The sequence below is a fragment of the Streptomyces sp. NPDC037410 genome (assembly GCF_055602235.1).
In genome coordinates, this window is record NZ_JBVJWR010000005.1 from 381,823 (window position 1) to 408,214 (window position 26,392).

Annotated in this window: 23 protein-coding genes, 1 rRNA gene, 1 pseudogene and 1 riboswitch; of the genes and pseudogenes, 9 read left to right on the forward strand and 16 right to left on the reverse strand. The window is 70.8% G+C overall.

Annotated elements, in window-relative coordinates:
- Positions 1–16: 16 nt before the first annotated feature.
- The 4 genes from ACZ7HT_RS11265 to ACZ7HT_RS11280 all read left to right on the forward strand — a co-directional run bounded on the left by ACZ7HT_RS11265 (position 17) and on the right by ACZ7HT_RS11280 (position 4,227).
- On the forward strand, positions 17–1,411 hold the full coding sequence (locus tag ACZ7HT_RS11265) for an MFS transporter (protein ID WP_471163027.1): 1,395 nt from the start codon (positions 17–19) through the stop codon (positions 1,409–1,411).
- 61 nt (positions 1,412–1,472) lie between these two features.
- The gene (locus ACZ7HT_RS11270; protein WP_471163030.1) at positions 1,473–2,507 is read left to right on the forward strand and encodes a zinc-binding dehydrogenase; all 1,035 of its coding nucleotides are present in this window, start codon (positions 1,473–1,475) and stop codon (positions 2,505–2,507) included.
- A 67-nt stretch (positions 2,508–2,574) separates the two neighbouring features.
- Positions 2,575–3,426 carry an aldo/keto reductase gene (locus tag ACZ7HT_RS11275; protein ID WP_471163032.1) on the forward strand — a complete coding sequence of 284 codons (852 nt, stop codon included), beginning with the start codon at positions 2,575–2,577 and terminating at the stop codon, positions 3,424–3,426.
- 99 nt (positions 3,427–3,525) lie between these two features.
- Entirely contained in the window at positions 3,526–4,227 is a 702-nt protein-coding gene (locus ACZ7HT_RS11280; protein ID WP_471163035.1) for a flavodoxin, read from the forward strand.
- Positions 4,228–4,333: 106 nt separating this feature from the next.
- On the opposite strand, the pseudogene ACZ7HT_RS11285 reads toward ACZ7HT_RS11280, so the two are convergent.
- Positions 4,334–4,933: pseudogene (locus ACZ7HT_RS11285) on the reverse strand (Tn3 family transposase); the annotation flags it as partial.
- Between the two features lie 99 nt (positions 4,934–5,032).
- Positions 5,033–6,235 (reverse strand): erythromycin esterase family protein, encoded by a 1,203-nt coding sequence (locus ACZ7HT_RS11290; protein WP_471163037.1) that lies wholly within the window; start codon positions 6,233–6,235, stop codon positions 5,033–5,035.
- 69 nt (positions 6,236–6,304) lie between these two features.
- On the opposite strand from ACZ7HT_RS11290, the gene ACZ7HT_RS11295 reads away from it, so the two are divergent.
- Together ACZ7HT_RS11295 and ACZ7HT_RS11300 are read left to right on the forward strand one after the other, a co-directional pair.
- On the forward strand, positions 6,305–7,036 hold the full coding sequence (locus tag ACZ7HT_RS11295) for a TioE family transcriptional regulator (protein WP_471163040.1): 732 nt from the start codon (positions 6,305–6,307) through the stop codon (positions 7,034–7,036).
- A 126-nt stretch (positions 7,037–7,162) separates the two neighbouring features.
- Positions 7,163–7,972 (forward strand): PhzF family phenazine biosynthesis protein, encoded by an 810-nt coding sequence (locus tag ACZ7HT_RS11300; protein WP_471163043.1) that lies wholly within the window; start codon positions 7,163–7,165, stop codon positions 7,970–7,972.
- 54 nt (positions 7,973–8,026) lie between these two features.
- On the opposite strand, the gene ACZ7HT_RS11305 is transcribed toward ACZ7HT_RS11300, so the two are convergent.
- Together ACZ7HT_RS11305 and ACZ7HT_RS11310 are read right to left on the reverse strand one after the other, a co-directional pair.
- The gene (locus tag ACZ7HT_RS11305; RefSeq protein WP_471163109.1) at positions 8,027–8,809 is read right to left on the reverse strand and encodes a CPBP family intramembrane glutamic endopeptidase; all 783 of its coding nucleotides are present in this window, start codon (positions 8,807–8,809) and stop codon (positions 8,027–8,029) included.
- Between the two features lie 129 nt (positions 8,810–8,938).
- On the reverse strand, positions 8,939–10,438 hold the full coding sequence (locus ACZ7HT_RS11310) for a glutamate-cysteine ligase family protein (RefSeq protein ID WP_471163046.1): 1,500 nt from the start codon (positions 10,436–10,438) through the stop codon (positions 8,939–8,941).
- A 480-nt stretch (positions 10,439–10,918) separates the two neighbouring features.
- On the opposite strand from ACZ7HT_RS11310, the gene ACZ7HT_RS11315 reads away from it, so the two are divergent.
- Positions 10,919–11,509 carry a hypothetical protein gene (locus ACZ7HT_RS11315; RefSeq protein WP_471163048.1) on the forward strand — a complete coding sequence of 197 codons (591 nt, stop codon included), beginning with the start codon at positions 10,919–10,921 and terminating at the stop codon, positions 11,507–11,509.
- A 333-nt stretch (positions 11,510–11,842) separates the two neighbouring features.
- Positions 11,843–12,049: a DUF5999 family protein gene (locus ACZ7HT_RS11320; RefSeq protein ID WP_116162112.1), complete on the forward strand. Its 207-nt coding sequence runs from the start codon at positions 11,843–11,845 to the stop codon at positions 12,047–12,049.
- An 82-nt stretch (positions 12,050–12,131) separates the two neighbouring features.
- Here ACZ7HT_RS11320 and gcvP read toward each other — a convergent pair whose 3' ends face one another.
- Entirely contained in the window at positions 12,132–15,017 is a 2,886-nt protein-coding gene (gene gcvP, locus ACZ7HT_RS11325; protein ID WP_471163051.1) for an aminomethyl-transferring glycine dehydrogenase, read from the reverse strand.
- A gap of 179 nt (positions 15,018–15,196) precedes the next feature.
- A riboswitch (glycine riboswitch) is annotated at positions 15,197–15,296 on the reverse strand.
- Between the two features lie 113 nt (positions 15,297–15,409).
- On the opposite strand from gcvP, the gene ACZ7HT_RS11330 reads away from it, so the two are divergent.
- Positions 15,410–15,784, forward strand: a complete 375-nt coding sequence (locus ACZ7HT_RS11330; RefSeq protein ID WP_471163053.1) for a PRC-barrel domain-containing protein — start codon at positions 15,410–15,412, stop codon at positions 15,782–15,784.
- A 51-nt stretch (positions 15,785–15,835) separates the two neighbouring features.
- On the opposite strand, the gene ACZ7HT_RS11335 is transcribed toward ACZ7HT_RS11330, so the two are convergent.
- From ACZ7HT_RS11335 to rrf, 11 genes are all read right to left on the reverse strand, one after another.
- The gene (locus ACZ7HT_RS11335) at positions 15,836–17,203 is read right to left on the reverse strand and encodes a DNA polymerase IV (RefSeq protein WP_471163056.1); all 1,368 of its coding nucleotides are present in this window, start codon (positions 17,201–17,203) and stop codon (positions 15,836–15,838) included.
- 79 nt (positions 17,204–17,282) lie between these two features.
- Entirely contained in the window at positions 17,283–17,900 is a 618-nt protein-coding gene (locus ACZ7HT_RS11340) for a MerR family transcriptional regulator (RefSeq protein WP_471163059.1), read from the reverse strand.
- A 192-nt stretch (positions 17,901–18,092) separates the two neighbouring features.
- Positions 18,093–18,566, reverse strand: a complete 474-nt coding sequence (locus ACZ7HT_RS11345) for a bifunctional nuclease family protein (protein ID WP_030686418.1) — start codon at positions 18,564–18,566, stop codon at positions 18,093–18,095.
- A gap of 65 nt (positions 18,567–18,631) precedes the next feature.
- On the reverse strand, positions 18,632–19,378 hold the full coding sequence (gene ftsR, locus ACZ7HT_RS11350; RefSeq protein WP_471163063.1) for a transcriptional regulator FtsR: 747 nt from the start codon (positions 19,376–19,378) through the stop codon (positions 18,632–18,634).
- Positions 19,379–19,409: 31 nt separating this feature from the next.
- Positions 19,410–20,351: an FHA domain-containing protein gene (locus tag ACZ7HT_RS11355; RefSeq protein ID WP_471163112.1), complete on the reverse strand. Its 942-nt coding sequence runs from the start codon at positions 20,349–20,351 to the stop codon at positions 19,410–19,412.
- Positions 20,352–20,433: 82 nt separating this feature from the next.
- On the reverse strand, positions 20,434–21,408 hold the full coding sequence (locus ACZ7HT_RS11360; protein WP_471163066.1) for a DUF881 domain-containing protein: 975 nt from the start codon (positions 21,406–21,408) through the stop codon (positions 20,434–20,436).
- A 5-nt stretch (positions 21,409–21,413) separates the two neighbouring features.
- The gene (locus ACZ7HT_RS11365; protein ID WP_015032176.1) at positions 21,414–21,746 is read right to left on the reverse strand and encodes a small basic family protein; all 333 of its coding nucleotides are present in this window, start codon (positions 21,744–21,746) and stop codon (positions 21,414–21,416) included.
- A complete protein-coding gene (locus ACZ7HT_RS11370; RefSeq protein ID WP_471163068.1) occupies positions 21,743–22,672 on the reverse strand; it encodes a DUF881 domain-containing protein in 930 nt (309 codons plus the stop codon). The genes ACZ7HT_RS11365 and ACZ7HT_RS11370 overlap by 4 nt, the downstream gene beginning before the upstream one ends.
- Positions 22,673–22,773: 101 nt before the next feature.
- Positions 22,774–25,269 (reverse strand): sugar phosphate nucleotidyltransferase, encoded by a 2,496-nt coding sequence (locus ACZ7HT_RS11375; protein WP_471163071.1) that lies wholly within the window; start codon positions 25,267–25,269, stop codon positions 22,774–22,776.
- Positions 25,270–25,385: 116 nt separating this feature from the next.
- Positions 25,386–25,994, reverse strand: coding sequence for a CDP-alcohol phosphatidyltransferase family protein (locus tag ACZ7HT_RS11380; protein WP_116162104.1), 609 nt, complete (start codon positions 25,992–25,994; stop codon positions 25,386–25,388).
- 149 nt (positions 25,995–26,143) lie between these two features.
- Positions 26,144–26,260, reverse strand: a 5S ribosomal RNA gene (rrf, locus tag ACZ7HT_RS11385).
- Positions 26,261–26,392 lie beyond the last annotated feature (132 nt).

The window sequence follows — 26,392 nt, forward strand, 5'->3', positions numbered from 1 at the left end:
GCCTGGAGGCCCCCCGATGCCCGCCACTGCGCCCGTCACTGACCGCTCCGCTCCGTCCGGCACCGCCACGGTGCCGGTGGCGGGTGCGGGGTTCGCGTTGGGGGCGGCGCTGCTGGGGTTCTTCGTGATCACGCTGGACGCGTTGATCGTCAGCGTCGCGCTGCCGGCGATCGGCTCAGATCTGGGCGGCGGGATCGGCGGGCTGCAGTGGGTGGTGGACGGCTACACCCTGATGCTGGCGGCGCTGCTGCTGTCGGCGGGGTCGGTCTCGGACCGCATCGGCGCGAAGCGGGCGTTCGGCCTGGGGCTGGTGCTGTTCCTGGCGGCGTCGGCGGCCTGCGCCCTCGCCCCCGGGCTGGGGGTGCTGGTGGGCGCGCGGCTGGTGCAGGGCGCGGGGGCGGCGGTGATGATGCCGGCGACGCTGGCTCTGATCCGTGAGGCCTTCCCCGACGCGGACCGGCGCACGAGGGCGCTGGCGCTGTGGGCGGTGGGCGGATCCGTGGGCTCCGCGGCGGGCCCGCTGGTGGGCGGGGCGCTGGCCGGGTGGGACTGGCGGTGGATCTTCTTCATCAACCTGCCTGTCGGCGCGCTGGCGCTGGTGCTGCTGGGCCGCGCGCCCTCCTCGCAGCGGCGGGCGGTGCCGTTCGACGTGACTGGCCAGGTCGCTGCGGTGGCGGCGCTGGGCGCGCTCACCTACGCGCTGATCGAGGGCGGCCAGGCCGGTTTCGGCAGCGCCCGGATCGTGGCGGCGCTGGTGCTGGCGGTGGCGGCGGCGGCCGTGTTCCTGGCCCGCCAGGCGTGGGGGCGGGCGCCGATGATGCCGCTGGACCTGTTCCGCTCCCGCCCGGTGGTGGCGGCGCTGGTGGCCGGGTTCGCGCTGAACGTCGGCTTCTACGGGGTGACGTTCCTGTTCAGCCTGTACTTCCAGACCTTCCGCGGCATGTCGGCGGCGGTCACGGGGCTGCTGTTCCTGCCGATGACGCTCCAGAGCGTGGGCGTGTCCTTCGTCTCGGCGGCGGCGACCCGCAGGTTCGGGGCCAGGGCCACGATGATCGCCGGGCAGGTGGTGATGGGCGCCGGGTTGCTGGTGCTGTGCCTGCTGCCGGCCACGGTGCCGGTGTGGGTAGTCGCGGTGGCGCTGATGCCGGTGTCGTTCGGCGGCACGCTGGCGGTCCCGGCGATGACCGGCCTGATGCTGGGCTCCGTCCCGGCCGAGCGGGCCGGGCTGGCCTCCGGCGTGCTGAACACCTCCCGCCAGGTGGGCGGGGCCGTGGCCGTCGCCGTCTACGGCGCCCTCGTCACCGGCGGCTCCTTCACCCACGGGATGCGCACCGGCCTGATCGCCGCCGCCGTCCTGCTGGCCGCCACCGCCGCCCTGGGCGCGCTGCGCGCCCGCACCCCCCGTATCTGACCGGCCCCGCCCGGCGGCGGAGCGGATGCCGCCGGTGACCAGTTCAAGGAGATTTGGACCCATGCGAGCGACCCTGCTGTACGGAGCCGAAGACGTGCGCGTCGAGAACGTGCCCGACCCGGTGATCAAGAACCCCACCGACGCGATCGTGCGGGTGCTGCGTGCCGCGGTGTGCGGCAGCGACCTGCACCCCTACCGCTCCGCCCCCACCACCGGCACCGGCCGGCAGATGGGCCACGAGTTCCTCGGCACCGTCGAGGACGTCGGCGCGGAAGTGACCGGGTTGAAGCGCGGCGACCTGGTGCTGTCCCCGTTCACCTACGCCGACAACACCTGCTGGTGGTGCGAAAGGGGCCTGCAGACCTCCTGCCCCAGCGGCGGCCGGTACGGCTTCGACGGCGTCGACGGCGGCCAGGGCGAGGCCGTGCGCGTCCCGCAGGCCGACGGCACCCTGGTCAAGATCCCCGCCCCCGTCGACGAGGCGCTGTTGCCCTCCCTGCTGACGCTCACCGACGTGTTCTGCACCGGCCACCACGCCGCCGCCACCGCCCGGGTGCGCCCCGGCAGCAGCGTGGCGGTGGTCGGGGACGGCGCGGTCGGCCTGTGCGCGGTCCTCGCCGCCCGCCGCTTGGGTGCCGAGCAGGTGATCCTGCTGGGCCGCCACACCGAGCGCACGAGCCTCGGCGTGGAGTTCGGCGCCACCAGCGTCGTCCTGGCCACCGGGGACGAGAGCGCCGAGCAGGTGCGGCAGCTGACCGCAGGTCGCGGCGCGGACGCCGTGCTGGAGTGCGTCGGCTCGATGCAGACCCTCACCACCTCCTTCGCCGCCGTCCGCGACGGCGGGACCGTAAGCCGGGTCGGCGTCCCGTCCTACACCGACGGGCCGATCGGCATGGAAATGATCATGCGGAATATCACCCTGACCGGCGGCGTCGACCCCGCCCGCCACTACATCGACGCCGTCCTGCCCGACGTCCTGGACGGCACGATCCAACCCGGCCGCGTCTTCGACCGCACCCTCCCTCTGGAACAGGCCCCCGACGCCTACCGCGCCATGGCCGACCGGCACGTCCTCAAGGCCCTCCTCACCCCCTGACCACGCACCCCGGGCGGCCACCGCCCGGCGAACAGCGACACACCCCCGAACAGCAAGGAAGAACACCGTGCAGCACATCACCCTGAACAACGGCGTCCAGATGCCGATCCTCGGCTTCGGCGTCTACCAGATCCCCGCCGACCAGACCGAGCGCGCCGTCACCCAGGCCCTGGAGGCCGGCTACCGCCTGCTGGACACCGCCGCCGCCTACGGCAACGAGGAAGCCGTCGGCCACGCCATCAAGAACAGCGGCATCCCCCGCGAGGATCTGTTCGTCACCACCAAGCTGTGGGTCCAGGATGCCCCCGCCCAGGACAACACCCGCCGCGCCCTGGAGACCTCCCTGGCCAAGCTGGGCCTGGACCACGTCGACCTGTACCTGATGCACCAGCCCTTTGGCGACGTCTACGGCCAGTGGCGCGCCATGGAGGCCGCCAACCGCGAGGGCCTGGCCAAGGCGATCGGCGTCGCCAATTTCTACCCCGACCGGTTGATCGACCTGATCATCAACAACGAGATCACCCCGCAGGTCAACCAGATTGAGACCCACCCCTTCTTCCAGCGCGCTGACTACCAGGACCTCATGCGCGAGCACGGGGTGCAGATCCAGTCCTGGGGCGGCTTCGCCGAAGGCAAGAACGATCTGTTCCACAACCCGCTCCTGGCCGGGATCGGCAAGGAGTACGGCAAGTCCGTCGCCCAGGTCGTGCTGCGCTGGCTCACCCAGCGCGGCGTGATCGCCATCCCCAAGTCCGTGCGCGCCGAGCGCATGGCCGAGAACTTCGACGTCTTCGACTTCGAGCTCACCGACGAGCAGATGGCCGCCATCGCCACGCTCGACACCGGCAGCTCCCTGTTCTTCGACCACCACGACCCCGAGATGGTCACCTGGCTCGCGGGACGCCGTCTGGACAGCTGAATGCCTCACCCCCTCTGCCCCTCGCCGACCGCGGGTGCCCTCAAGGCGAATGCCCGGGGCACCCGCCCGGCTTCCACGGTTCACCGGGAGCCGCCCACCATGATCCCGCCGCAGCACCACGGCGCCCTGCCGAGCCGGCGCACCGTTCTGCGCGGCGCGCTGCTGACCGCAACCGCCGCCTTGAGCGCGACCCACCTCGCGGGCTGCTCACCGTCCTCACCTCGGTCCGGCACCCCCACCGCCTCCCAGTCCGACGAGACGACCGGAAGCAACGTGAAACGAGTCCTGCTGGCCTACTTCTCCCGCCCGGGCGAGAACTACTACTACGGCAGCCGCACCGACCTGAAGGTCGGCAACACCGAAGTGCTCGCCGAGAAGATCGCCGCCCGTATCGCCTGTGACACCTATCGCATCCAGGCCGCCGACCCCTACCCGCAGGACTACGACGCCACCGTCCAGCGCAACGTCCGCGAGCAGGACACCGACGCCCGCCCAGCCGTCGAAGGCCGCCTGCCCTCCCTCGACGACTACACCACCATCCTCCTGGCCAGCCCCATCTGGAACGTCCGAGCGCCCATGATCATGACGACGTTCACCGAAGCCCTCGACTTCCGCGGCAAGACCATTCACCCGGTCACCACCTACGCCATGAGCGGCCTGGGCACCACCGAACGCGACTACGCCGCCTCCTGCCCCGGCGCGACCATCGCCGAGGGCCTCGCGGTACGCGGCGAAGAGGTCAAGGACGCCGACACCGAAGTCGAGGCATGGCTGCGACGCATCGGGCTGCCCACCCGGTGACGGTTCCTGCCCGGGACGTCACGGCTGCTCGCCGTCCTCGTCACCGTCCTCGGACGCATCCGGGTCGCGGAAGGGGCGCAGGCCCTCGCCGGGGCCGCTGGCCCGCCATGTCGGAGTACGAGGCGTTGTCGGTCGCGACCATCTCCGGCTTCACCCCGCCGTCGAGGTTCAGCAGCGTGTCCAGTGTGTAGAGGCTGTCGCGCGGGGTACCGCGTACGACCATCGCGCCGATCCCGGCGACCTGGTCGTTGACGGCGTTGAGCTAGGTCACGCCGCGTTTGTAGCCGTAGTACTTGGGCGAGGGCCCAGTGTTGATGCTGCGCACGGGGACGACGAACCGCAGGCCGTCGACGGAGGCGAGCAGGCCGCCGCCCCACATCTGGGCCAGCTCGATGCGGGACTGGGCGGTGATGAGCGCGGCGTTCGCCGCGGCGATGGTGTCGGCGCGCAGGTAGTTCTGATCGACGTGGGACAGCCGCGAGCGGGTCAGCGCCCTGTTCTCCGGGTCGACGACCGGAGTCAGGCCGATGTTGCAGCTCTCCGCCACCAGCAACGCGACCAGAGAGATGAGCAGGCCCTCCATGCGGGTACGCCGCTCGGAGACGTGGCCGAAGGCGTCAAGGAAGCCGGTCCAGGAGTGGACCTCGAACAGCAGGTCCGGCAGGTCGATCTCCGGCAGCATCCGCTCCACCCGCCAGCGCAGGCGAGCGCACCAGTACCAAGACCATACCAAGCCCCAGCGAAGGTCAAACTATCGTGGCACGAAGTCAAACTTCGCTGTCACAGGACAACGGCCACAGGCGGGTCAGCGTCGCGGAACGTCCCTGACGAACACGAGGCCGTCGCCGGCCGCCAGGTGGGCCGGGTCGAGGGGCGCGTAGCCGAACCAGGGCGACACGCGCGGCGCGGGCCGCGTGTCACCGAGGGCGGCGGCCAGTCGCCGGGCGTCGACGACGCAGCGGTCCTCCGGCAGCGCGTACAGGAGCCCTTCGACGGTGTCCGGCGGCGGAGCGTCCACTCCCTGGTGCCGGACCGTGCCGAGGGCCATGGCCACGAAGGCGTACTCCCCGCCGAGCTCGGCGTCGACCAGCGCACCGGCGCTCCACCACTCCAGCGGCCGCCCGCCCATCCGCATCGAGCTCTTCTCGCGCTGGAGGTGGGAGTTGTGGGCGTAGACGAACGCCGGGCCCCGGTCGGCGAGCGCGAGGAGGTTCCGGGACATCATCTGGTCCCGGATGGCCACGAGCCGGGCCAGGCGGACGGGCGAGGTGTCGGCCATCCCGTGGTGGTAGCGCAGCAGGCCGAGCGCCGTGCGCCCGTAGAGACACGCCCGTTCCCACTCGTCCGGCGAGCTCGCCGTGGTCAGGTGCGGCCGCTGCTCGTCGAGCAGCGCGACCAGGTCGTCGGCGAGCAGCCGCAGCCGGCCGGACTCGTCCGACCGCCCCATGGACCGCGCGGTGTCCATCATCGCGGCGGGCTCGGTCCAGCGGTCGTCGGTGCCGAGCAGCTCGTCGAGGGTGTCCGCGGTGCAGGGGAGCAGGTCCGCGTCCCCCCGGGCCGCGAGGTATCCGTGGAGCGCGGTGAGGGCCCGCCGGGGGCTCTCGGCGCCGGTGATCTCCAGCGGGCCGTCGAATCCGGCGAAGCGGAGCCGCTCGGACGCGGGCCGGCCCTCGTTGTACGCGCGCATCCAGCGGACCAGTTCGCGGTTGGCCGCGGAGGCGCCCCAGCCGTGGCTGAAGCCGTGCTCCATGACCTCGTCGAGGGTGCCGGTGCCCGAGGTGACGTGGTCGTCCACGGTCAGGCCCCGCAGGCAGTCGGTCTCCAGCGCGATCGTCCGGTAGCCCTCCTGCTCGACGAGCTGCCGGAAGAGCTCGTTGCGGAGTTCGAGGAGCGCGTCCTCGCCGTGGGTGGGCTCGCCGAGAGCGAGCAGCCGGGGCCGGGCCGGGAGCAGCCTCATGACGGCGGCAGCGTCGACGGCATGGGTGGTGTCCTTGATGTCAGTCGCCATGCCTTCCACGCTATCGCTGAACTTTCGCTGGAGACTTTTCCGCGCCGTACCCGCGATATCGTCGGCCTCATGGGGAAAAACCTTCAAACCGGTGAACGACTGAGGCCGATCGATCTGGCCCGTGGGCACGGTCTGTCCACGCAGGCGGTCAGGAACTACGAGGAGGCCGGCATCCTCCCCGCCGCCGACCGCACCCCTTCCGGCTACCGGACCTACACCCCGCTCCACGCCGGGGCCCTGCGCGCGTTCCTGGCACTACTGCCCGGCCACGGCCACCCGACGGCGACGTCGATCATGCGGGCCGTGAACGAGGGGGCGGCCGACGAGGCGTTCCGCCTGATCGACGAGAGCCACGCCCAGCTCCTCGACGACCGGCGGACCCTGCGGGCCGTGGAGAGCGCCCTCCGCGACCTCGGCCCCACGACGGCGTCCGAGCCGGTCGTACGGTCCGACCCCGGCGGCACGTTCATCGGGCCGCTCGCCCGGAAACTCGGCATCCGCCCCGCGACGCTCCGCACGTGGGAGGACGCCGGGCTCGTCCACCCGCGCCGCGACCCCCGGACCGGATACCGGGTCTACGACGAGTCCGCCGTCCGGGACGCCCGTATGACCCACCAACTCCGGCGTGGGGGCTACCTGTTGGAACAGATCTCCCCGCTGATCGACCAGGTGCGGTCGGCCGGGGGCCCGGAGCCCCTGGAGGCCGCGCTCAGCGACTGGCACCGCCGGCTGTCGGCCCGTGGGCGCGCGATGCTGACGGGGGCCGCGGAGCTGGAGGCGTATCTCCGCGCGCGGGGCTGAGCGACTGGCCCACGCCTCATGGTCCTGACAAGGCCCCGCGCCCCACCCCGTCCTCACCCCGCATCGGTCCAGTTCTCCGCGATTGGCCTTGGCCCGCCGATTTCCGCCCCCGGTACGGTCGACGGCATGCGCATCCGAATCGTCGACGCCTTCACCGACCGGCCCTTCTCCGGCAACCCCGCCGGAGTCCTGCTCCTCGACTCCTTCCCCGACGACGCCTGGCTCCAGAAGGTGGCCGCCGAGGTCAACCTCTCCGAGACGGCCTTCGCCCACCCGCTGCCCGCCGGCGGCGAGGCGGACTGGGCCCTGCGCTGGTTCACCCCGACCACCGAGGTCGACATGTGCGGCCACGCCACCCTGGCCACGGCGCACGTCCTGCACACCACCGGCACCGCGAGCGGCACCGTCCGCTTCGCGGCCCGCTGCGGCGTCCTGATCACCACCGCCGAGGCCGACGGCACGATCACGATGGACTTCCCGACCTCCTCCCTCACCCCGCTCCCCGTCCCCGAGGGCCTGGAGAAGGCGCTCGGCGCCGAGATCGTCGCCGTCCACGACACGGCCGACCACATCGGCGACCTCGTCGTCGAGCTGCGCGACGAGGCCACCGTCCGCTCCCTCACGCCGGACTTCGCCGCCCTGAAGGTGCTCTCCACGCGCGGGGTCATCGCGACCGCCGCCGCCGAACGCCCGGACAGCGGGTACGCGTTCGTCTCGCGCGGCTTCTTCCCCGCCGTCGGCATCGACGAGGACCCGGTGACGGGCAGCGCGCACACCGCGCTCGCCCCGTACTGGTCGGCCAGGTTCGGCCGCGAGGAGCTCACCGGCTTCCAGGGCGGCGCCCGCACGGGCCTCGTCCGCACCCGCCTGAACGGCGACCGCACCCTCCTGAACGGCCACGCCGTCACGGTCATCGAAGGCGACCTGCGCGCCTGACGTACGAGAGGGGGTGCACGGCCCATGCCGCGCACCCCCTCCGCCGCCTCCCCCTCACACCGTGGGCAGCCAGCCCACCTTCCCGGCCAGCAGCCCATACCCGACGAAGGCCACGATGTCGAGCAGCGAGTGCGCCACGACCAGCGGCCCGACCCGCCCCCACCTGCGGTACAGCAGCACGAAGACCACGCCCATCACCATGTTGCCGATGAAGCCGCCGATCCCCTGGTAGAGGTGGTACGAGCCGCGCAGCACCGAACTCGCCACCAGCGCGGCCATCGGCGTCCATCCCAACTGGCCCAGTCTGCGCAGCAGATAGCCGACGACGATGACCTCCTCCAGGACGGCGTTCTGCACCGCCGAGAGGATGAGCACCGGGTACTTCCACCACACGTCGGGCAGCGACTCGGGCACCACCGTCAGGTTGGCCCCGGACGCCTGCGCCGCCAGGTAGAAGGCGAGGCCCGCGCTCCCGATCCCGGCGGCGACGAGGGCCCCGCGCCCGAGGTCGGACCACGGCCGGGTCCGGTCGAAGCCGATGGCCCGCGGCCCCGAGCCCTCCCGCAGCAGCAGGTGGACGACGAGCACGACCGGCACGAGTGCCGTGGCGATGTCGAAGAGCTGCCAGGACAGGTCGAGCCAGGGACGCCCGGGAGCGTGCGAGGCGTTGAGCCGCGCCGCCTGGTCCCTCAGCGCCTCCGGCCTGGTCAGCGAGCCGATGAAGCTGATGAACGCCGACACCGCGCTCGCGCCGAGCGAGAGCGCGAGGACGATGAGCGTCTCGGAGCGCAGTACGCGGCGCGGCAGGCCGTCGGGGGGCAGGGAAGCGTCCCTCAGTCGTTGCTCCGACACCACACCTGTCTCCACTTCCCCGTCGCGGGATCAGTCCGTTCCGGTGGTCCCGGCCGGCCGGGACCACCTTGACATGATCACCCATGCCCCGCAGGGCACGGCGGGGAGGCGGGGTCAGTCGATCCCGACCGGCCAGGTGTGGACCGGCTCGCCCGCGAGCATCAGCGTCCGGTACCGCCGGGTCGTCGCCGCGAGGGCGGCCTCCCGGTCCAGGCCCGATTCCAGGGCCCGGTGGAAGGTGTCGGCCTGCCAGGAGGCGCCGTTGACCCGCCGCAGACAGCGCTGCTCGATCACCCCGAGGTAGAAGTCCCGGTCCGCCGGCTCGATGTGCCAGGCGTCGAGCCCGGCCGCGGCGAGCGGCAGCAGCTCGTCGAGGACGAGGCGTACGGCCGGGAGGGTCGCGATGCCGCCGGCCCGTCCCGAGCGGGGCCAGCGCAGCTCCGCCTCGATGCCGTGGCGGCAGGCGGTGTCGAAGTTGGCCTCGGCGTCCTGGAAGGTCATCCGCTTCCACACCGGCCGTGGGTCGTCGGCGAGCGAGCGGACGAGCCCGTAGTAGAAGGCCGCGTTGGCGATCACGTCGGTGACGGTCGGCCCGGCGGGCAGCACCCGGTTCTCGACGCGCAGGTGCGGGACGCCGTCGACCCAGCCGTACACCGGCCTGTTCCAGCGGTAGACGGTGCCGTTGTGCAGGACCAGTTCCCGGAGGCGCGGCACCCCGCCCTCGTCGAGGACGAGCAGCGGGTCCTCGTCGTCGCAGAGCGGCAGCAGGGCGGGGAAGTAGCGGACGTTCTCCTCGAAGAGGTCGTACACCGAGTCCACCCACCGCTCCCCGAACCAGGTGCGCGGCCGTACCCCCTGGGACTGCAGCTCGGGCGGCCGGGTGTCGGTGGCCTGCATGAAGAGCGGCGGCCGGGACTCGCGCCACAGTTCGCGGCCGAAGACGAAGGGGGCGTTGGCGCCGAGCGCGATCTGGACGCCGGAGACGGCCTGGGCGGCGTTCCACACGGCGGCGAAGCGGGCGGGCGTCACCTGGAGGTGCAGCTGCACCGAGGTGCAGGCCGCCTCGGGCACGATCGACTCCGTGGTGCACAGCAGGCGTTCGACGCCGTGGATGTCGAGGGTGAAGTCCTCGCCGCGGGCGGCGAGGATCTGCTCGTTGAGCAGGGTGTAGCGGTCGTTGTCCGAGAGGTTCTCGGGGACGAGGTCGCTCTGCGCGAGCGTGGGCAGTATGCCGATCATGACGACGCCCGCGTCGAGTTCGGCCGCCTTGCGGTCGGCGTAACCGATGCCGGTTCCGATCTCTTCCGCGAGCCGGTCGAATACGCGCCCGTCGAGCTGGTGGGGCGCGATGTTCACTTCGAGGTTGAACATTCCGAGTTCCGTCTGGAAATCGGTGCTGGCGATCTTTTCGAGAACCGGGCCGTTCAGCATCCGGGGCAGCCCGTCGGCGCCGGCGAGATTGAGTTCGATCTCCACGCCCATGAGATTGCGCGGCCGGTCGAACCTCTTCTCCGCGAGGAGTCGCGCGAGTCCCGCGAGACACTGCTGGAGCTTTCTCCGGTACTGCTGCCGGTCGGACGGGCCGAACCCGTCGGCCACGACCTTCTCCCCCATCGAAGCGTCCCTCCCCGAGTGGGCAGCCGCCACGACGGCCGCGCGTCACGGACGATGATGCCCACCCCGCTGATCGACAACGCCTGCGAATCCGGCCGGTCGGAAGATAGTCTGGACCGAGCGCTCCACGGGCACGTCCCGAGGGCAGGGAACGGACGACATATACCAATGTCATATTGTCCGGGGACCCCGGGTCGGAATTCAGCCGTCCACCTTCGCGGGGAATACGCAGGTGGGAGCGGCGCCGTCCACGCGATTCCGCTTCAACTCCCCGTCATTAAGGCCTGATGACGTCTTGTCAGGAATATCGGCGAGGTCTAGCGGAAACACTGTGTGAACACGTGTCGTATAAACTCCGCGGACGAGGCAGAGTGTTGGCGCCCGGCCATGGCCCCATGGCCCTTCTCTGGCCCCGCCGCCGACAGCGCCGTCGTACCTGCCCACGCATCACCGTGTCTCCTGAGTGAGAGGCGACCCACCATGCTCCGACCCTCCCCGGCCCCCGCGCCGGCCCTCCGCAGTGTCCTCGCGGCCCTCGACTCACCGACCGCCGTCCGCGAGCCGCGAACTCCCGCACTGCGGGCCGCACAGGGACCGCTGAGCCCCGAACGCCCCCTGCCCGTGCACGTCCTCGACGTCACCGGAGCACCGGGGCTCGCACCCCGCACCCGGCTCGCCGGCTGGCGCTTCCTGATCCGGAACGGCGACCGGGCGATCGCCGCCGCGGACACCATGCTCACCCCGGACGGCTGGGCCTTCTCCCACTTCTTCGAGGGGCCGTACGTCTCCGCCACGGAACGGGCCCTGCTCCAGGCCGAGGCCCTGCCCGTCGTGTACCGGCCGAGGCTGCTCTCCGTACCGGAGCTCTACATGCTGACCCTCTGGCTGGACGCCGGTCCGGAGACCGACGGCGCCGCCGACGCCCCGGCCGCCGCCGATCTGATGGTGCCCCTGGCCCCCGCACCCCCGGGGATCGCGGCCCACCGCCCGTACCAGGTCGCCGATCTCCTGCCCGTCCTCACCACGCGTCTCGCGCCGCCGCCCCTCCTGGGCTCGCCGGCGCCCGCCTGATCCACCGCACGCGCGTCGCCGCCCCGTGACCCGGCCGGGTCACGGGGCGCACTTCTGTCCGGACCGCGCGCCCGAACGCGCTCTCCGAACGCCCCTCCCGTACGGACTAGCCCGCTCGGGCCACCCCGAACCACCCGAAGAGACGGTGCAGTTGACCTGAACCGCCCCTGCGGGTGATGCGTCTTCCCTGGAGAGGACGAGCTGTCGTGAAATACCTGCGGAAGACCGTCCGTGGGGCAAGACTGGGACCGGAACCGAACCGAACCGACGGGGGCGGCCATGAGCGCGCAGAGCCGCAGGACATCCACCACGACGCAGCGAAAGAACCCACCCATGTGCCAGCATCAGCCTGCCTGTCCCACCGCCGACTCCGCCGACCGTGAGGCGGCCCGACTGGTGGCACACCATCCGGAGCAGGGCTGGAGCCTGCTGTGCAACGGCGTCCTGCTCTTCGAGGACACCGGTGAACTGCTGCCGGACGGGCAGATCATCGCCCCGCACCGGCCGCTGACCGCGGGACAGGTGACGACCGCCGCCTGAAAGGGCGTCGGAGGACACCGTACGAGGGAAACGCCGAGGGCCGGCGCGGAGGAGATCCTCCGCACCGGCCCTCGGCTCGTGCTCAGTTGTCGTACTCGTCCAGCGGCGGGCAGGAGCAGACCAGGTTCCGGTCGCCGAAGGCGCCGTCGATGCGGCGCACCGGCGGCCAGTACTTGTCGGCGGCCGAGACACCGGCCGGGAAGACCGCCTCGTCGCGGGTGTACGGGTGGTTCCACTCGCCGCCCAGCGCGGCCGCGGTGTGCGGGGCGTTGTGCAGCGGGTTGTCGTCGGCGGGCCACTCGCCCGAGGCGACCTTCTCGATCTCGGCGCGGATCGCGATCATCGTGTCGCAGAAGCGGTCGAGCTCGGCCAGGTCCTCGGACTCGGTCGGCTCGATCATCAGCGTGCCGGCGACCGGGAAGGACATCGTCGGGGCGTGGAAGCCGTAGTCGATGAGGCGCTTCGCGAGGTCGTCGACGCTGACGCCGGTGGCCTTGGCCAGCGGACGGATGTCGACGATGCACTCGTGCGCGACCAGCCCGTTCGGACCGGTGTAGAGCACCGGGTAGTGCGGCTCCAGGCGCTTGGCGATGTAGTTCGCGGCGAGCACGGCGACCTGGGTGGCGCGCTTGAGGCCCTCGCCGCCCATGAGGCGCACGTACGACCAGGAGATCGGCAGGATGCCGGCGGAGCCCCAGGGGGCGGCCGAGATCGGGCCGACGCCGGTCTCCGGGCCCGCGGTGGGCTGGAGCGGGTGGTTCGGCAGGTACGGGGCGAGGTGGGAGCGGACGCCGACCGGGCCGACGCCGGGGCCGCCGCCGCCGTGCGGGATGCAGAAGGTCTTGTGCAGGTTCAGGTGCGAGACGTCGCCGCCGAACTTGCCCGGCTTGGCCAGACCGACCAGCGCGTTGAGGTTGGCGCCGTCGACGTACACCTGACCGCCGACCTCGTGGACCTCGGCGCAGATGTCGGCGACGTGCTCCTCGAACACACCGTGCGTGGACGGGTAGGTGATCATCAGCACGGCGAGCTCGTCGCGGTACTGGGCGATCTTGGCGCGCAGGTCCTCGACGTCGACCTCGCCGTCCTCGGCGGTCTTGACGACGACGACCTTCATGCCGGCCATCACCGCGGAGGCGGCGTTGGTGCCGTGCGCGGAGGACGGGATGAGGCAGACGGTGCGCTGCTCGTCGCCGTTGGCGCGGTGGTAGGCGCGCACGGCCAGGAGGCCGGCGAGCTCGCCCTGCGAGCCGGCGTTCGGCTGGATCGACACCTTGTCGTAGCCGGTGACCTCGGCCAGGCGCTCCTCCAGCTCGGTGATGAGCGTGACGTAGCCCTGGGCCTGGTCGATCGGGGCGAAGGGGTGGATCTGGCCGAACTCGGGCCAGGTCACCGGCTCCATCTCGGTGGTCGCGTTCAGCTTCATGGTGCAGGAGCCGAGCGGGATCATGCCGCGGTCGAGCGCGTAGTCGCGGTCCGCGAGCTTGCGCAGGTAGCGCAGCATCGAGGTCTCGGAGCGGTGCGCGTGGAAGACCGGGTGGGTCAGGTACGCGTCGGAGCGCAGCAGACCGGCGGGGAGGGTGTCCTCGGTGGCGGCGTCCAGGGCCGCCACGTCGGCGGTGACGCCGAAGGCGCCCCAGACCGCGGCGAGCTGCGCGCGGGTGGTGGTCTCGTCGCAGGAGACGTACACCAGGTCGGCGTCGGCACGGTAGAGGTTCACGCCGGCCTCGCGGGCGGCGGCGACGACCTCGTCGGCCTTGCCGGGCACGCGGACGGCGAGCGTGTCGAAGTACGAGCCGTGCACGACCTCGACGCCGCCGGCGGTGAGACCCGCGGCGAGGATGGCGGCGTAGCGGTGGGTGCGCTCGGCGATCTGCTTCAGACCGTCCGGGCCGTGGTAGACGGCGTACATGCCGGCCATGACGGCGAGCAGCACCTGGGCCGTACAGATGTTGCTGGTGGCCTTCTCGCGGCGGATGTGCTGCTCGCGGGTCTGCAGGGTCAGGCGGTAGGCCTTGTTGCCGTCGGCGTCGACGGAGACACCGACCAGCCGGCCGGGCATCGAGCGGACGTGCTTGTCCTGGACCGCCATGTAGCCGGCGTGGGGGCCGCCGAAGCCCATGGGGACGCCGAAGCGCTGCGTCGTACCGACGGCGATGTCGGCGCCCAGCTCGCCCGGCGAGGTGAGCAGGGTGAGCGCGAGCAGGTCGGCGGCGACGGTGACGATCGCGCCGAGCTCGTGCGCGGCGTCGATCAGCGGCTTGATGTCGCGGACGGCACCGGAGGCGCCCGGGTACTGGAGGAGCACACCGAAGACACCGCGCTCGGCGACCTCGGCGGGGATGCCCTCGCTCAGGTCGGCGACGACGACCTCGACACCGGTCGGCTCGGCGCGGGTCTCGATGACGGCGACGGTCTGCGGCAGGGCGTCGGCGTCGACGAGGAAGACACCGTTCTTGACCTTGCCGATGCGGCGGGACAGCGCCATGGCCTCGGCGGCGGCGGTGCCCTCGTCGAGGAGGGAGGAGCCGGCGGTGGGCAGACCGGTCAGGTCGGCGACCATGGTCTGGAAGTTCAGCAGGGCCTCCAGGCGGCCCTGGGAGATCTCCGGCTGGTACGGCGTGTAGGCCGTGTACCAGGCGGGGTTCTCCATGACGTTGCGGAGGATCACCGGCGGGGTGAAGGTCCCGTAGTAGCCGAGACCGATCATCGGGGCGAGGACCTGGTTGCGGTCGGCGAGCGCGCGCAGCTCGGCGAGGACCTCGGCCTCGGTGCGCGCGGCCGGCAGGCCCAGCGCCTCGGCGTTCTTGATCACGTCCGGCACCGCGGCGGCCGTGAGCTCGTCGAGCGAGCCGTAACCGACCTGGGCGAGCATCTTGGCCCGAGCCTCGGCGTCGGGCCCGATGTGCCGCTGCTCGAACGGGATGCCCTGTTCGAGCTCGGAGAGCGGAGTGCGGTTGGCGGTCATGTACGGAGGCCTCCTGGTCGTCACGACCTGCGAGGGGCACCACGGCGCGGGTACCCGGACGGCCTCCCCCTCTGTCATTTCAACCTGAGAGTTTCACCGGCACGCCTCGCGGCACGCCGGCTTTCACCGTCGGTGAGAGCGGAATGCCGTCGGACATCCGCTCTGCTTTCCAGAGTGACCTCGTCCGCGCGGTACAGGGGCCTGAGAGATTCCGGGGAGGATTTGCTCCTTCGGCGCCCACCGGAAGATTTCTCCGGGGGACTCTCCCGCACAGGGTCGACAGCCACAACCAGCCTACCAGCGCGGTTGCGGCTTCCATCGCTCAAGTGGCCGACATCCCAGTTGTGCACTTTCGTAGGGGTGTAGAGCAGTTGCGACCAGTTGGAGGGACCGTGCAGACCGATATCGATCCGCGCAGCCTGATAGGCCGCAAGGCGTTCGACCGGAACGGGCACAAGATCGGAACCGTGGACGAGGTGTACCTGGACGACGCGACCGGCATCCCCGAATGGGCGGCCGTCCGCACGGGCCTGTTCAGCCGGGACGCCTTCGTCCCCCTGGAGCCGAGCGCCCTGCTCGACGACGGCCTCCACATCCCGTACGAGCGGGCCCTCATCAAGGACGCCCCCGACTTCGGCGTGGGCCGCCACCTCTCCCCCGAACAGGAACTCCAGCTCTACCGCCACTACAGCCTCGCCCTCCCGCCCCCGCCCGCGGACACCCCGGACCGGGACTTCGGCCGCCTGGCGGGCCAGGACGGCGCCTGAGGCCCCGGACCAGCGGCCACCGGAAGACCCGCACCGCACGGCCGGTGCGGGTCAGGCCGCCGCGTCGTCCCCCCGGACCAGCGGCAACGGTTCCGACGGCTCCAGGTCCGGGTCGTCCACGGCGAACGTCCGCACCCGCCCCGGCCCGGACCACGGCTCCTCGAAGCGCACCGTCACCCGGCCGACCCCGCTCCCCTGGACCCAGCCCGCCCCGTACACGGCGTGCCGCACGTCACGCCCGGGTGCCCACCCCCGCTCGGCGGTCTCGGTCGCGGTGGCAGGCGAGGCCTCGGCCTCCTCGGACGCGGCCTCCTCCGCCGCCGGCCGCTCCGCGGCCTCCGCCGCCGCCTCCGCCTGGGCGAACAGGTCCTCCTGCGTGTAGTCCGCGAGCCCGCTCACCCCCACCCCGAGGAGCCGCACGCCCCCCGTCGTGTCCACCGCCTCCAGGAGCCGCCCGGCGGCCTCCCGTACGACCGCCGGGTCGTCCGTCGGCCCCCGCAGTGTCTCGGACCGGGTCAGCGTGGAGAAGTCGTACCGCCGCACCTTCAGGACGATGGTCCGCCCCGAGTGCCCCGAGGCCCGCAGCCGCCCCACGCACCGCTCCGCGAGCCGTTCGACCTCGATCCGGATCCGTACCCGGTCGTGGATGTCCGCGTCGAAGGTGTCCTCGACGGACACGGACTTGGCGTCCCGCTCGGCCACCACGGGCCGGTCGTCGTACCCCTGGGCCATCCTGTACAGCGAGGTCCCGTGCGCCCGCCCGAGCAGCCGTACGAGCTCGTCCTCGCCCGCCTCCGCGAGATCGGAGACGGTGGTCATCCCGGCGCGCCGCAGATGCTCCCCGGTGGCCGGCCCGACCCCGGGCAGGATCCGCACCGACCGCGGCCCGAGCAGCTCCCGCTCGGTCCCGGGCTCGATCAGGACGAGCCCGTCCGGCTTGGCCTCCTCGGAGGCGATCTTCGCGATCATCTTGGCCCCGGCCAGCCCTACGGACCCGGTGAGCCCGGTCGTCGCGAGGATGTCCACCCGCAGCCGCTCCCCCACGGCCCGGGCGCTCGCGCTGTCGTCGGCGATACCGCCGGCTTCGAGGTCGACGAAGGCCTCGTCGAGGCTGAGCGGCTCCACGAGCGGGGAGAGCCGCCGGAGCAGCTCCATGACCTGGTCGCTGATCGAGCGGTAGAAGGCGAAGCGCGGCACGAGATAGGCGGCGTTCGGCGCGAGCCGTCGCGCCTGGCCCATCGGCATGGCCGAGTGCACGCCGAAGCGACGGGCCTCGTAGGAGGCTGTGGCGACCACACCGCGCGGCCCGAGACCGCCGACGACCACGGGCTTTCCGCGCAGGCTGGGCTTCGACGCCTGCTCTGCGGCGGCGAAGAAGGCATCCATGTCGAGATGCAGGATCGTGGGCGCGGCTCTCACACGTCCGATGCTGCCCTACGCCACTGACAACGCCCCCGCGGAACGCCCGGGAACCCCGGGCGAACCCCGGCAGAGGACCTCAGACCGCCCTGTCGCGCCGCCGCCGCGCCAGCTCGTCGCCCGGGTTGTGCCCGATCAGCGTCTCGCCGGTGTCGACCCGCTCCCCGTGGAGCTGGGACAGCGCGGCCTCGACGTCGCGCCAGACGACGCCGACGGCGATGCCGAAGACGCCCTGCCCGCCCTGGAGGAGGTCGACGACCTCGTCGGGCGAGGAGCACTCGTAGACCGTGGCCCCGTCGCTCATGAGCGTCATCCGCTCCAGGTCCCGGAAGCCGCGGGCCCGCAGGTGCTGCACGGCGGCCCGGATGTTCTGCAGGGCCACCCCGGTGTCGAGGAAGCGCTTGACGATCTTCAGTACGACGACGTCGCGGAAGCTGTAGAGCCGCTGCGTCCCCGACCCGTACGCGGGCCGCACGCTCGGCTCGACGAGTCCGGTGCGTGCCCAGTAGTCCAGCTGGCGATAGGTGATCCCGGCAGCCGCGCAGGCCGTCGGTCCGCGGTAGCCGATCGCCGCGTCGGCGATGCCGGCACCGGTGTCCGTCCCGAAGTCGCCCACACTGCCGTGAAGCGGATACGGACCGCTCTCCCCGGACACGCGTCCGAGCGAGCTCCCTGCCGTACCGTCCGCGCTGCTCATCACGCCGACCCTCCGTCCTTGACCTGCCCACACGAAGGTAGGCAGTCACCCGGGGTGCGTCAACGATCGCCACACTCGGCACGCCGAGTGATAATCACCCTGAGAGTGGTTTCACGTACCCCACTCCGGGGAAAGGCTACTCGAATGCTCTGACGGCACTCCGCGAACGACCTCCGGCCGCACCGCTCCGCCTCACTGACTGCTGCTCCCGAAGTCCTCCGGTGAGATCTGGTCGAGGAACTCGCGGAACTTCTCCACCTCGTCCTCCTGCTCGTCCGGAATCGCGATACCGGCGTCGTCCAGCACACCGTCGCTGCCGAAGATCGGCGTCCCGGTCCGCAAGGCCAGCGCTATCGCGTCCGACGGCCGCGCGCTCACCTCGACGCCGCTGGCGAAGACCAGCTCGGCGTAGAAGACCCCGTCACGAAGATCCGTGATGCGGACCTCGGTGAGCTCCTGTCCCACGGCCTCCAGCACGTCCTTGAACAGGTCGTGCGTCAGCGGCCGCGGCGGCGCCATCCCCTGCTGGGCGAAGGCGATCGCGGTCGCCTCCCCCGGTCCGATCCAGATGGGGAGGTACCGATCGCCTCCCACTTCACGCAGGAGCACGATCGGCTGGTTGGAGGGCATTTCCACCCGGACACCCACAACGTCGAGCTCGTTCACACAGCAACCCTAGGACGTGCCCGACCGGTTTGGATAGTCGGGCCCCTCCCGGGCCCCTCAGCGGGTCACTGGAGCCGGATCCCCAGAGCGGTCTGGACCAGAGCCGCGTGCAGCCGCACCGACTGTGCGGCGAGCTCCTGCGCGGTGGCCTCCGCATGGGCTCTGGTCTGCGGGTTACGGTGCCGGCGCAGCGGCGCGACCACCTGCTCGATCAGCCCGGCCTCCCGGTCGGCGGCCGCCTTGACGGCCCGCAGGTGCCGGGGTTCCAGACCGAATCTCCCCAGATCCGCGACAAGTCTGGCGACGGTGACGGTCTCGGCCTCGTAGCCGCCGCCCTCCGCCTCGGCGATCAGACCGTACGACTCCCACTCGGCGAGCTCGGTCTCGGTCACCTCGGCGGCGGCGATCAGCTCGGCCCGCCCGAGCCGCGCGACGGTCGGCGCCTCCGCCTCGTCCTGCTCCCAGGACCCTTCCAGCAGGTCCCGCCGGCGGCCGGGCGCCGGCAGCTTGATCTGCTCACCCCGCGCGAGGGCGTCGAGGTGCTCGCGGATCACCTTCAGCGGAAGGTAGTGGTCCCGCTGCATCCGCAGGATGCGGGCGAGCCGCTCCACGTCCTCCGGGCTGAACTTCCGGTATCCGGAGGCCGTCCGACGGGGCTCGACCAGCCCCTCGGCCTCCAGGAACCGGATCTTGGAGATCGTCACTTCGGGAAACTCGTCACGCAGCTGGTTCAGCACCGTGCCGATGCTCACCAGCCGTTCGCCCGCGGTGGCGGTGCCGGATCCGGCACCGCCCGTCGGTGTTCGCAGCATGGACCTTCCCTGAAGGGGCTTCCCCGAGGCGTCACACGCCTCGCTGGCTCGAGTAGAAGACCAGCCGGTACTTGCCGATCTGCACCTCGTCGCCGTTGGACAGAACGACGGACTCGATCGGCTCACGGTTGACGTACGTGCCGTTGAGGCTGCCGACGTCGGCGACGGTGAAGCTGCCGTCCTGCGCCCTGCGGAACTCGACATGACGCCGGGAGACGGTGAAGTCGTCCAGGAAGATGTCGCTCTGCGGGTGCCGGCCGGCCGTCGTCAGCTCGCTGTCCAGCAGGAACCGGCTGCCCGAGTTCGGACCGCGGCGCACCACGAGGAGCGCGGAACCAGGAGGCAGCGCCTCCACGGCCGCGAGCGCCTCGGGAGACAGTGACGGAAGGGCGGTCTGACCGGTGATCTCCGCCTCGTACGCCTCAAGACCCGAGATGGAGATCGTCGACGTCGTCTCCGAAGCGCGCTCGGGGGCGACCCCACCCCGCAGCGGCGTGCCGCACTGGGAGCAGAAGCGGCTGTCCGCCGTGTTGCGGTGACCGCACCTCATACACACCGGCATGGACGCATCCTCCTGCCGCGGCTGCCCCGCGGAGGTCTGTGTCGCGTACGGGTCGGACGCAAACCCTCCACCCGTACCTGAGGTTGATGGTTCTCCGAAACCTATGCGGGCGGCACCGGCGGGGTCAACAGAAGACGCGCCCTGAGTGCCCGGAATGTCACCGCCCCGGCCGTCGACCTCGTCGCGGAAGAGGGGGCGCTCCCCGCCCTGCTCCTCACCTTGGGCGTGGCGCGGCGCGGCGTGCTTGGCGTTGCCGCTGTCCTCACGTCCACTCTTGCCGAACAACTTCGCAAAAAAACTCACGGGCGATTCCCCTTGACCGAAACAGACCCGCCCGTGGGGCAGGACGAACCGAAATCCTTCACACCTGCCGACCCGGACACCTTCACAACGTCCGTATCCTCCGGACAGTTTCCACCACGCACCACCGTTGTGGTGCGCCGACCCCCCGCAACGCCGTGCGCTTGTCGCGGGACCCCCCTCGTCCCCCTTCTCACTGGGAGGACGACTGAGCGTAGTCAGGCCGCTTCGCGGGTCGCAAGGCGTCGACGACGATCTTCGCCGACCGCTCCACCGTGGCCGTGGCCTGCTCCTTCTCCAGGGTCTGCACGACACCGCCGGGGATGTTGAGCGCGGGCTCGAGATCCTCCGGCTTGCCGATGACCTTGAAGACGTACGGAGCGGTCACCTTCGTTCCATCGATCCGCATGTCATCACCGCTACCGGTGAAATAACTGTCCGCCACCACCCGGACACCGTTCACCTGGATCGCCTCGGCACCCGCCGCGCGCAGCTCCTGGATGGCGTCGAGCAGCATGTCCGACTCGACCGCCCCGGCGGGATCCCCCACGGTGAGGGTGATGCCCGGCCCCTCGGCTGCCACGGTGCCGGCCAGGATGCCGAGCTGCCGCTCCTTCTCCTGCGTCTGCTTGCGCGCCTCCTCGGCCTGGTCCGAGCTGGACTCCAGCTCGGACTGCTGCTTCTCCAGGCGCGTCTTCTCCTCCTCCAGGCGCTGGGTGCGGTCGTCGAGTTCGTCGAGGATCCGTACGAGGTCCTCCTGACGGGCCCCGCGCAGCGCACTGTTCTCGCTAGTCGAGGAGACCTGGATGGCCAGACCGAGCCCGAGGACGAACAGCAGGAGGGCGACGACGAGTTGGGCCCGGGTCACCCGCGGCGGCCACAGCGCGGCGGCGAGCCTGCTCCGCCCGCTCGACTCGGCACCGGGCGGAGGAGTCACAGCCGGCACCTCGGGCGCTTCGGGTACGTGAGGCACCCGGACGTCCTCGCCGCGCGGCTCGGGCTTCCCGGCCACGGGGGTCTCGGACGCCGCGGCCGTCCCGCCGTCCGGCAGCTCAGGCCGCTCAGGCTTCTCGAACTTCTGAGAGCCCCCGGAGTTCTGAGGGTCCTCGGGGTTCTGAGAGTCCTCGGGGTTCTGACGGTTCTCGGGGTTCTGAGGGTTCTCGCTCATCGGCCTCACGCCCGGAAGACGTGACGCCGGATGGCGGCCGCGTTGGAGAAGATGCGGATGCCGAGCACGACGACCACACCGGTCGACAGCTGCGCGCCCACGCCCAGCTTGTCGCCGAGGAAGACGATCAGCGCGGCCACGACCACGTTGGAGAGGAACGAGACCACGAAGACCTTGTCGACGAAGATCCCGTCGAGCATGGCCCGCAGACCACCGAAGACCGCGTCGAGGGCGGCGACCACTGCGATCGGAAGATAGGGCTCGACCACCGCCGGAACCTCGGGGCGGACCAACAGTCCGACCACGACTCCGACGATCAGGCCCAGTACGGCGATCACGATGTGCCCTTCCCTGTGTCGGCCGTGGCCCGACCGGACGGCATCGCCACCCCGGCCCCCCTCGGCTCTGCGGTACGTACGGTCAGGCTCGGAGCGGCCGGCAGGCTCACATCGCCCTCGACCGAGATCCTGCTCCTGATCCCGAAGTTCTCCACCAGCGCGTGCAGGTACTGCCCGTCGGCGCTGTCCTGGAACGCGGTGCTCAACCGCTGTCCGTTCCCGATGGCGAGAACGGTGTACGGCGGCACCAGCGGCTTGTTGTCGACGAGTATCGCGTCACCGGCGGCGCGGATCGCGGACAGCGACGTCAGCCGCTGCCCGTTGATCGCGACCGCCTCGGCACCCGACTCCCACAGCCCGTTGATCACCCGCTGCATGTCCCGGTCGCGGACCCGGCCGGTGTCGGAGAAGCCGGTGCTCTCCCTCGGCCCGCCGCCACCGGTGTCGGTGCCCTTGGCGTCGTCGACGACCAGCTTCACACCGGGACCGTGCACGGGCGTCGCGCCCGAAAGCAGCGCCACCAGCTCGGCCTGGTCCCCGCCGTGCTGCTGCAGGGCCTGCCGCTGGCGCTCCCCGACCTCGGTCCGGATCCGCTCGACGTCCGCCTCCAGCCGGTCGGCGGTCGACGTCTCCTTGTCGATCCGGTCGATGAGGTCCTGCCGCTCCTTGGCCACGACCGGCGCGGAGATCCGCGCCTCGGCCGCTCCCACGGTGACCACGACGGCGGCGAGCAGAAGACCCGCGGCGACACCCAGCTTGGCCCGCAGGTTACGGGGCATCCCGCCGCCCTCGGCCGCGCGCCGGGCCGTCGCCTCGGCGTAGCCGTCGTCGAGCGCGTGGTCGATCACGTTGTTCAGCAGCGACATCGACGCGTCCGGACGCGGCGGCGGTGATCCGGTGCTCCGAACGGGGGGCTGCTGCGACATGCCGCACATCGTCGCACGTCGCACGGCCTACCGCCGAATGGCCCCCAGGTACGGCCGGGAGGCGCCCCTCGGACACCTCCCGGCCGAAACCGACCGAACCGTCAGCGACCTGCGCTGTCGACCACCTCGGCCCACTCGTCGAGCAGGGCCTGCGCGGAGGCGTCGTCAGGCCCCTCCGCCCACAGATGAGTGACGGCCTCGGCGGGGTCGGGCAGCACCATCACCCACCGCCCGTCGGCCTCGACCACCCGGACTCCGTCGGTGGTGTCCACGGAACGACTGCCCGCCGCCTCCACCACCCGGCGCATCACCAGACCCTTCACGGCCCACGGGGTCGCGATGTCCTTCTTCAGGACGTGCGCCCGCGGGATCCGGGCGTCGATCTGGCTCAGAGTGAGCTGTGTCCGCGCCACGAGACCGATCAGCCGCACGAAGGCCGCGGCCCCGTCGAAGACGCTGCTGAACTCGGGCACGATGAACCCGCCGCGCCCGTCGCCGCCGAAGATCGTCGACTCCTGGCGCCCGACCCTCGTGAGGTCGTCGGGCGAGGTGGTCGTCCACTCGACCTGGGTGCCGTGGTACGCGGCGACCTGCTCGGCGATCCGCGTCGTGGTCACCGGCAGCGCGACCCGCCCGGACCGCCGCTCGGCGGCCACCAGGTCGAGCATCACCAGGAGCGCCCGGTCGTCCTCGATGATCCTCCCCCGCTCGTCCACGAGCGAGAGCCGCTCGCCGACGGGGTCGAACCGCACCCCGAACGCGGCCCGGGCCGAGGCCACGATCTCCCCGAGCCGGACGAGCCCGGCCCGCCGGCTCTCGGCCGACTCGGTGGGACGGGACTCGTCGAGACCGGGGTTGATCGTCAGCGAGTCGACCTGGAGCCGCCCGAGCAGACTGGGCAGGACGAGCCCGGCACTGCCGTTGGAGGCGTCCACGACGACCTTCAGCCCGGCCTCGGCGATCCCTGTGGTGTCGACGTTCCGCAGCAGCGACCCGGTGTACGAGTCGAAGACGCTCGCCGGGAACGACAGGTCGCCGATCTCCCCGGGGAAGGCGCGCCGGTACTCCTGGCGCGCGAACACCCGGTCGAGCTTCCGCTGCCCGGCCTGCGAGAGGTCCGCCCCGCGTTCGTCGAAGAACATGATGTCGACGGAATCGGGCACCCCGGGCGAGGTTCGCACCATGATCCCGCCGGCGCTTCCCCGCGCGGTCTGCTGCCGCGCCACCGGCAGCGGTACGTTCTCCAGGTCCCGTACGTCGATGGCGCTGGCCTGCAGCGCCGAGATCACCGCCCGCTTCAACGCCCGGGCGCCCCGGGAGTGGTCGCGCGCGGTGGTGACGGTCGCCCCCTTCTTCAGGGTCGTGGCGTACGCCCCCGCCAGCCGGACGGCCAGCTCGGGGGTGATCTCCACGTTCAGGATGCCGGAGACGCCACGGGCCCCGAAGAGATGGGCCTGTCCCCGGGACTCCCAGATGACGGAGGTGTTGACGAAGGCGCCGGCCTCGATCGTCTTGAAGGGGTAGACGCGCACGTTCCCCTGCACGATCGATTCTTCGCCGACGAGGCACTCGTCCCCGATGACGGCGCCGTCCTCGATCCGGGCGGCCCGCATGATGTCGGTGTTCTTCCCGATCACGCAGCCGCGCAGATTGCTCTGCTGCCCGATGTACACGTTGTCGTGGACGACCGCCTTGTGCAGGAAGGCACCGGTCTTCACGACCACGTTCGAGCCGATGACGGTGTGCTCCCGGATCTCGGCGTCCGCCTCGACCTTGGCGTAGTCACCGATGTAGAGCGGCCCGCGGAGCACGGCGTCGGGGTGCACTTCGGCTCCTTCCGCGACCCACACCCCGGGCGAGATCTCGAAGCCGTCGATGTCGACCTGGACCTTGCCCTCCAGGACGTCCGCCTGGGCCTTCACATAGCTCTCGTGCGTGCCGACGTCCTCCCAGTAGCCCTCGGCGACATAGCCGTAGATCGGCTTGCCCTCCTTCATGAGCTGCGGGAAGACATCGCCCGACCAGTCGACCGGCACATCCGCATCGACGTAGTCGAAGACCTCGGGCTCCATCACGTAGATGCCCGTGTTGACCGTGTCCGAGAAGACCTGGCCCCAGGTGGGTTTCTCCAGGAAGCGCTCGACCTTGCCCTCTTCGTCGACGATCGTGATGCCGAATTCCAGCGGATTGGGCACCCGGGTCAGGCAGACCGTGACGAGGGCGCCCTTCTCCTTGTGGAAGGCGATGAGATCACTGAGGTCGAAATCGGTGAGCGCGTCGCCCGAGATGACGAGAAAAGCGTCGTCCTTCAACGCTTCCTCGGCGTTCTTCACACTTCCCGCTGTACCGAGTGGCTTTTCCTCGTTGGCATACGTGAGCTCCATACCGAGCTCTTCTCCGTCGCCGAAGTAGTTCCTGACGAGAGAGGCGAGGAACTGCACGGTGACGACGGTCTCGTTGAGACCGTGCCTCTTGAGCAGTCGCAGGACGTGCTCCATGATCGGCCGGTTCACCACCGGCAGAAGAGGCTTGGGCATGCTCGAGGTCATGGGGCGAAGGCGGGTTCCTTCGCCACCGGCCATCACGACGGCCTTCATGTCGGAAGCGTCCTCCTTGAAGAGACGACGGTCCTGCCGACTTCACCTGTCCGTTCAGGGGCCCTCTGACGTCCTCGTTGTTGCCGGCGACGCTGCTCGACACAGGACGGACGGGCTCAATCGGCCGCGGTATCCGCCTTCACGAGTCGACGGACCTGGACCACGTAGAGGATCCCTGCCCACCAATACAGAGTTGTACCCCATCCGGCGAAGGCCCACCCGAAAACTTCAGCGAGTGACGAAAGCCAGCCCGTTCCGTCACTGAGAAGCAGCAACGGGAACGCGTACATCAAGTTGAAAGTCGCAGCTTTCCCGAGGAAGTTCACCTGCGGCGGCGGGTAGCCGTGCCGGCGGAGGATTCCCACCATCACGAGCAACATCAACTCACGGGCGAAAAGTGCGGCGGTCAGCCAGAGCGGCAGGATCTCGCGCCAGGTCAGCCCGATGAGCGTGGAAACGATGTACAGCCGGTCGGCGGCGGGGTCGAGGAGCCGGCCGAGGTTGCTGATCTGGTTCCAGCGCCGGGCGAGCTTCCCGTCGAGATAGTCGCTGACGCCGCTGAGCATCAGCACGAGCAGGGCCCAGCCATCGCTGTTGGGACCGCCGAACACAGGCCGGAGGATCAGCCAAAGGAAGAGCGGCACACCCACGAGGCGAGCCATGCTCAGGATATTGGGGATGGTGAGGACCCGGTCGGTCTGAACGCGAGTCTCCTGGACCTCCACCCGGGGGCCTCCTGCTGGGAACGTACGGACGATGCCCCCTGACCTTACCCTCAGCCACGACACCACGGCGCACAGGGGGCGGCCGCCGGCTCCAGAACGCAAAAATGCCTCAACCCCCGGACAAGGTCCGGGGGTTGAGGCTAAAAATTGTTCGGCGGCGTCCTACTCTCCCACAGGGTCCCCCCTGCAGTACCATCGGCGCTGAAAGGCTTAGCTTCCGGGTTCGGAATGTAACCGGGCGTTTCCCTAACGCTATGACCACCGAAACACTATGAAGTTGAACTCAACCGGCAAGGGAGTTCATTGCTTCAGAACTAACACAGTGGACGCGAGCAACTGAGGACAAGCCCTCGGCCTATTAGTACCGGTCAGCTCCACCCATTACTGGGCTTCCACAT